This is a genomic window from Pseudomonas sp. GL_117 (genome assembly GCF_057835125.1).
This window is the reverse complement of sequence record NZ_CM174418.1, coordinates 2,159,393-2,172,562: the sequence shown is the minus strand read 5'-3', so window position 1 is coordinate 2,172,562 and position 13,170 is coordinate 2,159,393. Positions and strand designations below refer to the sequence as shown.

Here is a 13,170-nt window from a genome sequence, read left to right as displayed (position 1 = left end):
CCACAGATGGATACTCGTCCACCAGATAACTGCCCAACGGGTTCGCAAGGTGAACGGAGCAAAACAGATCCAGGCCTAAGGGCAATGATGTGTATCTACGTGATGCGCCGGGTAGCGGTGAACGGTAGATTGTCCCTCTTCTCCCTGAGGTGACGCTCTATGACTCAACAACTCCATGGAAGTTGTTTCTGCAAGGCCGTGCGGTATGAACTGGACAGCCTGGATATGCCCATCAGCCACTGCCATTGCCAAAGCTGTCGCAAGGTCCACGCTGCGGCGTTCGTTTCGACAGCGGGCGTGATGCGCGAGCACTTTCGTTGGACCCAGGGCGAGGCGCTGTTATCGTCGTATGAATCTTCGCCGGGGAAACTCAGGCATTTCTGCTCGCGCTGCGGCTCACATCTGATCGCAGAACGTCCGCATCAACCCCATGTGATTGTGCGTGTGGCAACGCTGGATGATGATCCGGGGGTCACGCCGAGCTCACACATCTGGACCGCCCACGATGTGCCGTGGCTGGCACATGAGGGCGTCGAGCAGTGGGCCGAATGGAAGGCGTGATTTAAACGTGCGGGTCACCTGGGGCTTTGGCCGGCGTCGCATATTGCGGCTTGAGGTGGCCTTCCTGGTCGAGTAACCAGGCATCCATGATCTGGCGCACCACAGGACCGGCAACCCGTCCGCCGGCCTCACCGTTTTCGATCATCACCGAGATCACGATTTTCGGGTGTTCGGCCGGCGCAAAGCCGACGAACAAGGCGTTGTCGCGGTGACGCTCCAAGGTCTTGTTGCGGTCGTAGCGTTCGCCCTGCTTGATCGCGACCACCTGCGCCGTACCACTCTTGCCAGCAATCCGGTATTGCGCGCCTTGCGCTGCGGCGCGAGCGATGCCGCGCGGGTCGTGCATCACCAATTGCATGCCGTGGTTGACTTGTTCCCAGTCACGCGGGTCCTTGAGCACCACATTAGGCATAGGATTTTCGTCCACCGGCGGCACGCCGTTGATGGTTTTGGCCAGGTGTGGACGGTTCCACACACCTTTGTTGGCGATCAACGCGGTGGCTTGGGCCAGTTGCAGCGGGGTGACCTGCATGTAGCCCTGGCCGATGCCGAGGATCACGGTCTCGCCGGGGAACCAGGGTTGGCGGCGTGTTGCGCGCTTCCAGGCCTGGGATGGCATCAGCCCGGCTGACTCTTCAAACATGTCGAGGGAGACTTTCTGGCCGAGGCCGAACTCGGCCAGGTAGTCATGCAGCCGGTCGATGCCGAGCTTGTGGGCCAGGTCATAGAAGTAGGTGTCGTTGGAACGCATGATGGCCGCGTCCATGTCTACCCAGCCATCGCCGCTGTGGTTCCAGTTGCGGTATTTGTGGTCGAAGTCGGGCAGTTGGTAGTAGCCGGGGTCAAACACGCGGGTCTGGGCGGTAACTACGCCGCTGTCGAGACCGGCGATGGCGACTTCGGGCTTGATGGTCGAGCCTGGCGCGTAGAGGCCGCGCAGTACGCGGTTGAACAGCGGACGGTCGATGGAGTCGTGCAGCGCCGCGTATTCCTTGAAGCTGATGCCGGTGACGAACATGTTCGGGTCAAAGCTCGGCTTGCTGACCATGGCCAACACCTCGCCGGTCTGCGGGTCGAGGGCCACCACCGAACCGCGACGGTCGCCCAGGGCTTCCTCGGCAGCTTCCTGGAGGTGGACGTCGAGGCTGAGTACGATGTTTTTGCCGGGGACCGGATCGGTATGCTTGAGCACGCGCAGTACGCGGCCTTGAGCGTTGGTCTCGACCTCTTCGTAACCTACGTGACCATGCAATTCGGATTCATAGAAGCGCTCGATGCCGGTCTTGCCAATAGACTGGGTGCCGCGGTACTCAACCGAATCGAGGGCCTTGGACTCCTTTTCGTTGATCCGACCGACGTAGCCAATGGAATGGGCGAAGTGTGCACCCAACGGGTAGTGACGCACGAACTGTGGCTCGACATCCACGCCAGGCAGGCGGAACTCGTTTACGGCCAGCACGGCGATTTGCTCTTCGGTCAACTCGTAGAACAATGTCACGGGAACGAACGGGTGGCGGGCTTGCTTGAGCGCCTTATCGAACACGGCACGGTCTTCGGCAGGCAGATGCAGCAGGTTCACGATCGCGTCCAACTCACCCTTGAGATCAGCGGTGCGTTCGCGGGTGATCATCAGGTTATAGCTGGGCCGGTTGTCGGCCAGTACCACGCCGTTGCGGTCATAGATCAAGCCACGGGTCGGAGTGATCGGCAGGACGTGAACGCGGTTGTTTTCAGAAATCGTGGAGTGGTAGTCGAACTGCACGACTTGCAGGAAGTACATGCGGCCCACCAGGGCGCACGTGATGCCAATCACCAACAGCGCGCAGGCAAGCAGGCGCTTGTTGACCAAGCGGTTCTCGTTTTCGTGATCTTTGATGGGTATCGGTTCAGGCATTTCTACAGCATCTCGTTGAAGAAGGTCGACGCCGCGTCCTGCGGGTGAAAGATCAGTCCTTGTGAAAATGTGCTGCACCATATCAAAAATACGGAAACACTTTGCATCGATTTCCCCAACGGCATGTTATTTGGCACCCGGGGAGGCGAGATTGTTTCTTCGCACTTTTCGACCGCCCAAAACAAAACCCCATCTGCTTTCGCAAATGGGGTTTCGGAATTTAATCTTGACGATGACCTACTCTCACATGGGGAAACCCCACACTACCATCGGCGATGCATCGTTTCACTGCTGAGTTCGGGATGGGATCAGGTGGTTCCAATGCTCTATGGTCGTCAAGAAATTCGGGTACTGAGTCGTGGCTTATGCCTCGCTTCAGCAAATTGGGTATGTGATAGCTTTCGGTGTTTTGTGAGCGTCGAACTTTCGGTTCATTTCGTCTTCACACACCGCAATCTGGCCTTTCGACGCAAATTGCTTGGGTGTTATATGGTCAAGCCTCACGGGCAATTAGTATTGGTTAGCTCAACGCCTCACAGCGCTTACACACCCAACCTATCAACGTCGTAGTCTTCGACGGCCCTTCAGGGAACTCAAGGTTCCAGTGAGATCTCATCTTGAGGCTAGTTTCCCGCTTAGATGCTTTCAGCGGTTATCTATTCCGAACATAGCTACCCGGCAATGCCACTGGCGTGACAACCGGAACACCAGAGGTTCGTCCACTCCGGTCCTCTCGTACTAGGAGCAGCCCCTCTCAAATCTCAAACGTCCACGGCAGATAGGGACCGAACTGTCTCACGACGTTCTAAACCCAGCTCGCGTACCACTTTAAATGGCGAACAGCCATACCCTTGGGACCGGCTTCAGCCCCAGGATGTGATGAGCCGACATCGAGGTGCCAAACACCGCCGTCGATATGAACTCTTGGGCGGTATCAGCCTGTTATCCCCGGAGTACCTTTTATCCGTTGAGCGATGGCCCTTCCATACAGAACCACCGGATCACTAAGACCTACTTTCGTACCTGCTCGACGTGTCTGTCTCGCAGTCAAGCGCGCTTTTGCCTTTATACTCTACGACCGATTTCCGACCGGTCTGAGCGCACCTTCGTACTCCTCCGTTACTCTTTAGGAGGAGACCGCCCCAGTCAAACTACCCACCATACACTGTCCTCGATCCGGATAACGGACCTGAGTTAGAACCTCAAAGTTGCCAGGGTGGTATTTCAAGGATGGCTCCACGCGAACTGGCGTCCACGCTTCAAAGCCTCCCACCTATCCTACACAAGCAAATTCAAAGTCCAGTGCAAAGCTATAGTAAAGGTTCACGGGGTCTTTCCGTCTAGCCGCGGATACACTGCATCTTCACAGCGATTTCAATTTCACTGAGTCTCGGGTGGAGACAGCGCCGCCATCGTTACGCCATTCGTGCAGGTCGGAACTTACCCGACAAGGAATTTCGCTACCTTAGGACCGTTATAGTTACGGCCGCCGTTTACCGGGGCTTCGATCAAGAGCTTCGCGTTAGCTAACCCCATCAATTAACCTTCCGGCACCGGGCAGGCGTCACACCCTATACGTCCACTTTCGTGTTTGCAGAGTGCTGTGTTTTTAATAAACAGTCGCAGCGGCCTGGTATCTTCGACCGGCATGAGCTTACGGAGCAAGTCCTTCACCCTCACCGGCGCACCTTCTCCCGAAGTTACGGTGCCATTTTGCCTAGTTCCTTCACCCGAGTTCTCTCAAGCGCCTTGGTATTCTCTACCCAACCACCTGTGTCGGTTTGGGGTACGGTTCCTGGTTACCTGAAGCTTAGAAGCTTTTCTTGGAAGCATGGCATCAACCACTTCGTTAACTAAAAGTTAACTCGTCATCAGCTCTCGGCCTTAAGATCCCGGATTTACCTAAGATCTCAGCCTACCACCTTAAACTTGGACAACCAACGCCAAGCTGGCCTAGCCTTCTCCGTCCCTCCATCGCAATAACCAGAAGTACAGGAATATTAACCTGTTTTCCATCGACTACGCTTTTCAGCCTCGCCTTAGGGACCGACTAACCCTGCGTCGATTAACGTTGCGCAGGAAACCTTGGTCTTTCGGCGTGGGTGTTTTTCACACCCATTGTCGTTACTCATGTCAGCATTCGCACTTCTGATACCTCCAGCAAGCTTCTCAACTCACCTTCACAGGCTTACAGAACGCTCCTCTACCGCATCACTTACGTGATACCCGTAGCTTCGGTGTATGGTTTGAGCCCCGTTACATCTTCCGCGCAGGCCGACTCGACTAGTGAGCTATTACGCTTTCTTTAAAGGGTGGCTGCTTCTAAGCCAACCTCCTAGCTGTCTAAGCCTTCCCACATCGTTTCCCACTTAACCATAACTTTGGGACCTTAGCTGACGGTCTGGGTTGTTTCCCTTTTCACGACGGACGTTAGCACCCGCCGTGTGTCTCCCATGCTCGGCACTTGTAGGTATTCGGAGTTTGCATCGGTTTGGTAAGTCGGGATGACCCCCTAGCCGAAACAGTGCTCTACCCCCTACAGTGATACATGAGGCGCTACCTAAATAGCTTTCGAGGAGAACCAGCTATCTCCGAGCTTGATTAGCCTTTCACTCCGATCCACAGGTCATCCGCTAACTTTTCAACGGTAGTCGGTTCGGTCCTCCAGTTAGTGTTACCCAACCTTCAACCTGCCCATGGATAGATCGCCCGGTTTCGGGTCTATTCCCAGCGACTAGACGCCCTATTAAGACTCGCTTTCGCTACGCCTCCCCTATTCGGTTAAGCTCGCCACTGAAAATAAGTCGCTGACCCATTATACAAAAGGTACGCAGTCACAGAACAAAGTCTGCTCCCACTGCTTGTACGCATACGGTTTCAGGATCTATTTCACTCCCCTCTCCGGGGTTCTTTTCGCCTTTCCCTCACGGTACTAGTTCACTATCGGTCAGTCAGTAGTATTTAGCCTTGGAGGATGGTCCCCCCATATTCAGACAAAGTTTCTCGTGCTCCGTCCTACTCGATTTCATGACTAAGAGATTTTCGCGTACAGGGCTATCACCCACTATGGCCGCACTTTCCAGAGCGTTCCGCTAATCTCAAAGCCACTTAAGGGCTAGTCCCCGTTCGCTCGCCACTACTAAGGGAATCTCGGTTGATTTCTTTTCCTCAGGGTACTTAGATGTTTCAGTTCCCCTGGTTCGCTTCTTGCACCTATGTATTCAGTACAAGATAACCATCTTATGATGGCTGGGTTCCCCCATTCAGACATCTCCGGATCAAAGTCTGTTTGCCGACTCCCCGAAGCTTTTCGCAGGCTACCACGTCTTTCATCGCCTCTGACTGCCAAGGCATCCACCGTATGCGCTTCTTCACTTGACCATATAACCCCAAGCAATCTGGTTATACTGTGAAGACAACATTCGCCGAAAATTCGAATTTCTCAACTAAGAGAACTCACAAATTTTACCTTAGCCTGATCCGTTACCAGTGAAAGTAACGTTCAGTCTATCTTTCTATCACATACCCAAATTTTTAAAGAACGATCTAATCAAAGACTAGAAATCAACATTCACCATCGTCACGATGGAATGCTCATTTCTAAGCTTTCAACAAACAGAAGCAGTAGTGGTGGAGCCAAACGGGATCGAACCGTTGACCTCCTGCGTGCAAGGCAGGCGCTCTCCCAGCTGAGCTATGGCCCCGTATTTCTACAGGCGTTTCCCACACAAAATTGGTGGGTCTGGGCAGATTCGAACTGCCGACCTCACCCTTATCAGGGGTGCGCTCTAACCAACTGAGCTACAGACCCAATTTCGGGCTGCTTCTTTATCGTCTTCTTCAATGAATCAAGCAATTCGTGTGGGAACTTATGGAGCAGCTGATGTCGTCGATTAAGGAGGTGATCCAGCCGCAGGTTCCCCTACGGCTACCTTGTTACGACTTCACCCCAGTCATGAATCACACCGTGGTAACCGTCCTCCCGAAGGTTAGACTAGCTACTTCTGGTGCAACCCACTCCCATGGTGTGACGGGCGGTGTGTACAAGGCCCGGGAACGTATTCACCGCGACATTCTGATTCGCGATTACTAGCGATTCCGACTTCACGCAGTCGAGTTGCAGACTGCGATCCGGACTACGATCGGTTTTGTGGGATTAGCTCCACCTCGCGGCTTGGCAACCCTCTGTACCGACCATTGTAGCACGTGTGTAGCCCAGGCCGTAAGGGCCATGATGACTTGACGTCATCCCCACCTTCCTCCGGTTTGTCACCGGCAGTCTCCTTAGAGTGCCCACCATTACGTGCTGGTAACTAAGGACAAGGGTTGCGCTCGTTACGGGACTTAACCCAACATCTCACGACACGAGCTGACGACAGCCATGCAGCACCTGTCTCAATGTTCCCGAAGGCACCAATCCATCTCTGGAAAGTTCATTGGATGTCAAGGCCTGGTAAGGTTCTTCGCGTTGCTTCGAATTAAACCACATGCTCCACCGCTTGTGCGGGCCCCCGTCAATTCATTTGAGTTTTAACCTTGCGGCCGTACTCCCCAGGCGGTCAACTTAATGCGTTAGCTGCGCCACTAAAAGCTCAAGGCTTCCAACGGCTAGTTGACATCGTTTACGGCGTGGACTACCAGGGTATCTAATCCTGTTTGCTCCCCACGCTTTCGCACCTCAGTGTCAGTATTAGTCCAGGTGGTCGCCTTCGCCACTGGTGTTCCTTCCTATATCTACGCATTTCACCGCTACACAGGAAATTCCACCACCCTCTACCATACTCTAGTCAGTCAGTTTTGAATGCAGTTCCCAGGTTGAGCCCGGGGATTTCACATCCAACTTAACAAACCACCTACGCGCGCTTTACGCCCAGTAATTCCGATTAACGCTTGCACCCTCTGTATTACCGCGGCTGCTGGCACAGAGTTAGCCGGTGCTTATTCTGTCGGTAACGTCAAAACAGATACGTATTAGGTAACTGCCCTTCCTCCCAACTTAAAGTGCTTTACAATCCGAAGACCTTCTTCACACACGCGGCATGGCTGGATCAGGCTTTCGCCCATTGTCCAATATTCCCCACTGCTGCCTCCCGTAGGAGTCTGGACCGTGTCTCAGTTCCAGTGTGACTGATCATCCTCTCAGACCAGTTACGGATCGTCGCCTTGGTGAGCCATTACCCCACCAACTAGCTAATCCGACCTAGGCTCATCTGATAGCGCAAGGCCCGAAGGTCCCCTGCTTTCTCCCGTAGGACGTATGCGGTATTAGCGTCCGTTTCCGAACGTTATCCCCCACTACCAGGCAGATTCCTAGGCATTACTCACCCGTCCGCCGCTCTCAAGAGAAGCAAGCTTCTCTCTACCGCTCGACTTGCATGTGTTAGGCCTGCCGCCAGCGTTCAATCTGAGCCATGATCAAACTCTTCAGTTCAAACATCTTTGGGTTTTTAAGAAACCCTAAACTTGGCTCAGCAATCGTTGGTTACATCTTTGATTTCTCGCGGAGTAACTTGTGATGCTGATAATCTTGTTGACTATCAGTCTGACTCCACAAGCACCCACACGAATTGCTTGATTCAGTTGTTAAAGAGCGGTTGGTTAAGATCTTTCGTCTCAACCGAGGCGCGCATTCTACAGCAGCCTCATTTGCTGTCAAGTGATTATTTTCAGAAGCTTTCGAAGATTTCTTCAACAACTTCAACCACTTGCGCTTACGATCTCTCGTTAGCGGGAGGCGAATTTTACAGCGTTACACGCTGCTGTCAACACCTCTTTTTCAACTTCCTCAGCGCTTCGATGAACTGAAGCAACCTGCTGCCGAAAACTGCGTAACTCATTGTTTACCAAGGAGTTTTCCGTTTCGACTGCGCCGGAAGTGGGGCGAATTATAGACATCCAGAATCTGCCGTCAACTGTTAATTTGTTTTTACTATCAATTAGCCTGAAAACCGCCAAAACCACTCTATATAGAAAGGACAACGCCAATGACTGAGCAATATATTGCTCAACGCTAAACAGTTGAGCATCATAGCGCCCTACGCCACTCTTAAAATGATCTCGGACACCCCCTCTCAATGACCACCTCTTCTCGCAGCCTGGCCTCGACATTATTCCCTGTCGGCCTGCTGTTGATCGCCATGGCTTCCGTGCAGACCGGCGCTTCGCTCGCCAAAAGCATGTTCCCTATCGTTGGCGCACAAGGCACCACCGCCCTGCGCCTGATTTTTGCCAGCGTGATCATGCTGCTTCTATTACGCCCCTGGCGCGCCAAGCTGACAGCCAAATCCTTGCGTACCGTGGTCGTCTACGGCCTGGCATTGGGAGGCATGAACTTCCTCTTCTATATGTCCTTGCGCAGCGTGCCCCTGGGCATTGCGGTAGCGCTCGAATTTACCGGCCCTCTCGCGGTAGCGATATATGCCTCACGGCGCGCGGTGGATTTCCTCTGGATCGGCCTTGCCATCATTGGCCTGCTGTTGTTGATCCCCACAGGAGAAACCAGCCACGGCATCGACCTGATCGGCGCCGCCTACGCACTCGGCGCAGGCGTCTGCTGGGCGCTCTATATTCTGTTCGGCCAGAAAGCAGGTAACGACAACGGCGTCCAAACAGCTGCCCTCGGCGTGATGATTGCCGCGTTGTTCATTGCGCCAATCGGAATCGTCCACGCTGGCGCCGCATTGCTGACCCCTGCACTGATCCCGATCGCTATCGGCGTCGCCATCCTGTCCACCGCCCTGCCCTACACACTGGAGATGGTCGCACTGACACGCCTCCCCGCCCGCACCTTTGGCACGCTCATGAGTATCGAACCGGCATTCGGCGCACTCTCAGGCCTGCTCTTCCTACAAGAACATCTCTCCCTCGCGCAATGGCTGGCCATTACCTGCATCATCCTGGCGTCTGTCGGGGCGACGCTGACGATGGGCAGCGGCTCAAAACCGCTGGTTCCTGCCGATTGAGTCATATCGAAATGTAGCTCTGGTATTTGCCGCTTATTTAGGCCATGTTAAAGCCGCAAACGAATGTCATTCATGGAGACTTTCGACAAGGACAGCGCGAACGCTACACTCGAGAGCGAGTAGAGCCAGCTTCAAGTATTGCGAAGCGGCTATTAAGGATGGGAATGAAGCGAATTTTGATGCTGTTGATGATCGTGGCGATTGCCGGCTGTGCCGCGACCACCAAGACAGAAGTAAAACGGGGCAAAAAAGGGCTGCATATCAACTGTTCCGGCCTGTCGTCCTCCTGGGAGCAGTGCTACACCAGTGCAACCAACTCCTGCGGCGCCAAAGGCTACCGGGTTATCGCCAAGTCGGGTGACAACTCCGAAGAGCCAGGGGACTACCCCTTCGGCCTCAACCCCGCCGGCTACACCAGCCGCAGCATGATCGTCATCTGCAAGTAAACGACCGAGCAGTCAGCCTCCGACTGCTCATCTTAAATTCCTGATACAAACCCAGCCCCTCGCGGTGTTGCGTCTAGACTCCTGCTCGACAATCGAGCCAACGGAGTTCCCATGACACACAACAAGAAAATCGTATTGGTAGTGGGCGCCGGTGATGCCACCGGCGGCGCCATCGCCAGACGCTTCGCCCATGAAGGGTATGTGGCCTGTGTCACCCGTCGCAGCGCCGACAAATTACAACCTCTGGTCGACAGCATTCACTCGGCGGGCGGCGAAGCCCATGGCTTTGCCTGCGACGCACGTAAAGAAGAAGACGTGATCGCGCTGATCGAGAAAATCGAAACCGAGCTCGGCCCCATTGAAGCGTTCGTCTTCAATATCGGCGCCAACGTGCCCTGCAGCATCCTGGACGAAACGGCGCGCAAGTATTTCAAGATCTGGGAAATGGCCTGTTTCTCAGGCTTCTTGAATGCCCGTGAAGTCGCCAAACGCATGGTCACCCGCAACCGAGGCACTATCCTGTTCACCGGCGCTACCGCCGGTTTACGCGGCGCAGCAGGTTTCGCCGCGTTCGCCGGGGCCAAGCACGGGATCCGCGCTCTGGCACAAAGCATGGCGCGAGAACTGGGCCCGAGAAATATCCACGTCGCCCACGTGGTGGTCGATGGCGCCATCGATACCGACTTCATTCGCGACAACTTTCCGCAAAAGTATGCGCTCAAGGACCAGGACGGCATCCTCAACCCCGAACACATTGCCGAAAACTATTGGTACCTGCATAGCCAACCCAGAGACGCCTGGACCTTCGAGCTGGACCTGCGCCCCTGGAATGAACCTTGGTAAGCACGCCCCATAACCATAAGCAGCGAGCATCGACCATGAGCAAAACCCTGGAGTTCTTTTTCGACCTCGGCAGCCCGGCCACCTATCTCGCCTATACCCAACTACCGGCACTGTGCGCTGAAACCGCGGCGCAACTGGTGTACCAGCCCATGCTGTTGGGTGGCGTATTCAAGGCCACCGGCAACGCATCGCCAATTATGGTCCCCGCCAAAGGTCGCTACATGCTGGATGACCTGGCGCGATACGCCCAACGCTACGGCGTGACGCTCAAGTTCAACCCGCACTTCCCGATCAACACCCTGGTGCTGATGCGTGCCGTCACCGGCATGCAGATGCGCCAACCCGAGCGCTTCGACGATTTTGTCGATTGCCTGTTCCGTGCCCTCTGGGTCGAAGGTCTGCACCTGGGCGATCCAGCCGTCGTGGCCAGTGTCCTTGCCGGGCATGGATTTGATCCAGAGCAGGTACTGGCCCTGACCAACGATGACGACGTAAAAACCGCCCTCAAGGACAAAACCGAACAAGCCGTTCAACGCGGCGTGTTCGGTGCGCCCAGCTTCTTTGTAGGCAACCAGCTGTTCTTCGGTCAGGACCGTCTGGAGTTTGTGCGCGAAGCCCTGATCAAATAGCCGCCGTACGCACCTGCAACCACTCCAGCGCGGCGCCACTGAGCAAGGGGCTGAGGCGCCCGCGCACTTCGGCGTGGTAGGCGTTGAACCACTCACGCTCATCCGCCGTCAGCAGCGACAGCTTCAGGCAACGGGTGTCGATCGGGCACAGGGTCAGGGTTTCAAACTTGAGGAACTCGCCGAACTCGGTCTTGCCCGCTTCCCGGTTCAACACCAGGTTCTCGATACGCACGCCCCAGCGTCCCGGACGGTAAGTGCCCGGCTCGATGGAGGTGATCATGCCCGCCTGCATCGCCGTTTGCGGCGCAGCGGCCGCCTGATAGGCGATGACCTGCGGGCCTTCATGCACGTTGAGGAAATAACCTACACCGTGACCCGTACCATGGCCGTAGTCCACGCCTTCAGCCCAGATCGGCGCACGTGCGATGGCGTCCAGCAGCGGCGACAGGATGCCCTTGGGAAAATGAGCGCGAGACAAGGCGATCACGCCCTTGAGCACACGAGTGCAGTCACGCTTCTGCTCCTCGCTCGGCGAACCAATCGGCACCATCCGCGTGATGTCGGTTGTACCGCCCAGGTACTGGCCGCCCGAATCGATGAGCAACAAACCGTCGCCTTCGATCAGCGCGTGCTCTTCCTCGGTTGCGTGGTAATGCGGCATCGCGCCATTGGCGTTGAATGCAGCGATGGTATTGAAGCTCAGCGACACATACCCAGGACGACGTGTACGCGCAGCGGTGAGGTGTTCGTCGATGGTCAGCTCGGTGATGCGCTCGCGCCCCAGCGCACTGTCCAACCAGGCAAAGAACTCACACAGCGCGGCCCCATCCTGCTCCATCGCCTGGCGGATATGTTGCGCATCCGCCAGGCTCTTGCGGGACTTGGCCAGTGTGGTCGGGTTAATGCCTTCCACCAGCTTGACGCCGGCATCGAGGTTCTCCAACAGCCCGGCCGTCACGCGCGCAGGATCAACCTGCAAAGTGGCACCCGATGGCACCGCACGCAGCGCATCCGCCACTTCGCTGTAGTCGCGCAGGGTTACGCCGTCCTGCTCCAACACCGCGCGCAACGCAGTGTCGACCTTACTCAGCGCCACAAACAAAGTGGCCTGTTGTTGATTGATCAACGCAAAGGACACAAACACCGGGTTAAACGAAACATCCGCGCCACGCAGGTTGAACAGCCACGCGATGTCATCCAGGGTGGCGATGAAGTGCCACTCAGCACCCTTCTCTTTCAGACTGGCACGCAGCGCCGTGAGCTTTTCGCCACGGCTGACGGTGGCTTGCGGCGGCAAGTGCTGATAGATCGGTTGGTCCGGCAGCGGCGGGCGATCTTGCCAGACGTCATTCAGCAGGTCGATGTCGGTGCGCAGGCGTGCGCCGCGTTCTGCCAGTTTTCCACCCAGGGTCCGCGCCGAAGCCACGGCCATTACCGCACCATCAACCGCCACTACCGCACCTTCCGGAGTTTGCTCGGCCAACCACTCCAGCGGCCCTGGTTGGCCCGGCTGCAGTTTCACCAACTCGATACCGCTGCCCTTGAGTTCCTTGGTTGCCTGTTCCCAGTAGCGGCTATCGGCCCACACACCGGCGAAATCCGCAGTGACAATCAAGGTCCCCACCGAACCATGGAACCCCGACAACCATTGCCGTCCCTGCCAATAACCTGGCAAGTACTCGGACAGGTGCGGGTCGGCCGACGGCACCAGCAGGGCGTGGATGCCCTCGCGGCGCATCAGTTCGCGGGTCTGCGCCAGGCGCTGGGGAACCGTTCCATGGGTCAAGGGCTGCGTACTCATTGTGTCTCCTGCTAACCACGAATAATTATTATGT

The 13,170-nt window shown here is 55.8% G+C and carries 7 protein-coding genes, 2 tRNA genes and 3 rRNA genes; 5 read left to right on the top strand and 7 right to left on the bottom strand.

From position 1 onward, the window contains the following. Positions 1-159 precede the first annotated feature (159 nt). The gene (locus tag AC3ISR_RS09900) at positions 160-561 is read left to right on the top strand and encodes a GFA family protein (RefSeq protein WP_192300290.1); all 402 of its coding nucleotides are present in this window, start codon (positions 160-162) and stop codon (positions 559-561) included. A gap of 1 nt (position 562) precedes the next feature. Here the strand turns inward: AC3ISR_RS09900 and mrdA are convergent, their stop codons facing one another. From mrdA to AC3ISR_RS09870, 6 genes are all read right to left on the bottom strand, one after another. Beyond that, a complete protein-coding gene (gene mrdA / locus AC3ISR_RS09895; RefSeq protein WP_463985040.1) occupies positions 563-2,455 on the bottom strand; it encodes a penicillin-binding protein 2 in 1,893 nt (630 codons plus the stop codon). 224 nt (positions 2,456-2,679) lie between these two features. Next, positions 2,680-2,795, bottom strand: a 5S ribosomal RNA gene (gene rrf / locus AC3ISR_RS09890). Between the two features lie 149 nt (positions 2,796-2,944). Beyond that, positions 2,945-5,836, bottom strand: a 23S ribosomal RNA gene (locus AC3ISR_RS09885). A gap of 247 nt (positions 5,837-6,083) precedes the next feature. Next, a tRNA-Ala gene (locus AC3ISR_RS09880) sits at positions 6,084-6,159 on the bottom strand. Positions 6,160-6,189: 30 nt separating this feature from the next. After that, a tRNA-Ile gene (locus tag AC3ISR_RS09875) sits at positions 6,190-6,266 on the bottom strand. 83 nt (positions 6,267-6,349) lie between these two features. Next, a 16S ribosomal RNA gene (locus AC3ISR_RS09870) occupies positions 6,350-7,886 on the bottom strand. The 16S, 23S and 5S rRNA genes sit together here with 2 tRNA genes alongside, the layout of an rRNA operon. Positions 7,887-8,529: 643 nt before the next feature. On the opposite strand from AC3ISR_RS09870, the gene rhtA reads away from it, so the two are divergent. The 4 genes from rhtA (at position 8,530) to AC3ISR_RS09850 (ending at position 11,335) form a co-directional block, all read left to right on the top strand. Further along, positions 8,530-9,417 carry a threonine/homoserine exporter RhtA gene (rhtA, locus tag AC3ISR_RS09865; protein ID WP_463984948.1) on the top strand — a complete coding sequence of 296 codons (888 nt, stop codon included), beginning with the start codon at positions 8,530-8,532 and terminating at the stop codon, positions 9,415-9,417. Between the two features lie 164 nt (positions 9,418-9,581). Further along, on the top strand, positions 9,582-9,863 hold the full coding sequence (locus tag AC3ISR_RS09860) for a hypothetical protein (protein ID WP_192301238.1): 282 nt from the start codon (positions 9,582-9,584) through the stop codon (positions 9,861-9,863). 111 nt (positions 9,864-9,974) lie between these two features. Next, positions 9,975-10,706: an SDR family oxidoreductase gene (locus AC3ISR_RS09855; protein ID WP_192301237.1), complete on the top strand. Its 732-nt coding sequence runs from the start codon at positions 9,975-9,977 to the stop codon at positions 10,704-10,706. A gap of 35 nt (positions 10,707-10,741) precedes the next feature. Next, positions 10,742-11,335, top strand: a complete 594-nt coding sequence (locus tag AC3ISR_RS09850) for a 2-hydroxychromene-2-carboxylate isomerase (protein ID WP_192301236.1) — start codon at positions 10,742-10,744, stop codon at positions 11,333-11,335. Here the strand turns inward: AC3ISR_RS09850 and AC3ISR_RS09845 are convergent. Beyond that, positions 11,328-13,136, bottom strand: a complete 1,809-nt coding sequence (locus tag AC3ISR_RS09845) for an aminopeptidase P family protein (RefSeq protein ID WP_463984947.1) — start codon at positions 13,134-13,136, stop codon at positions 11,328-11,330. The genes AC3ISR_RS09850 and AC3ISR_RS09845 overlap by 8 nt on opposite strands. Between the last annotated feature and the right edge of the window lie 34 nt (positions 13,137-13,170).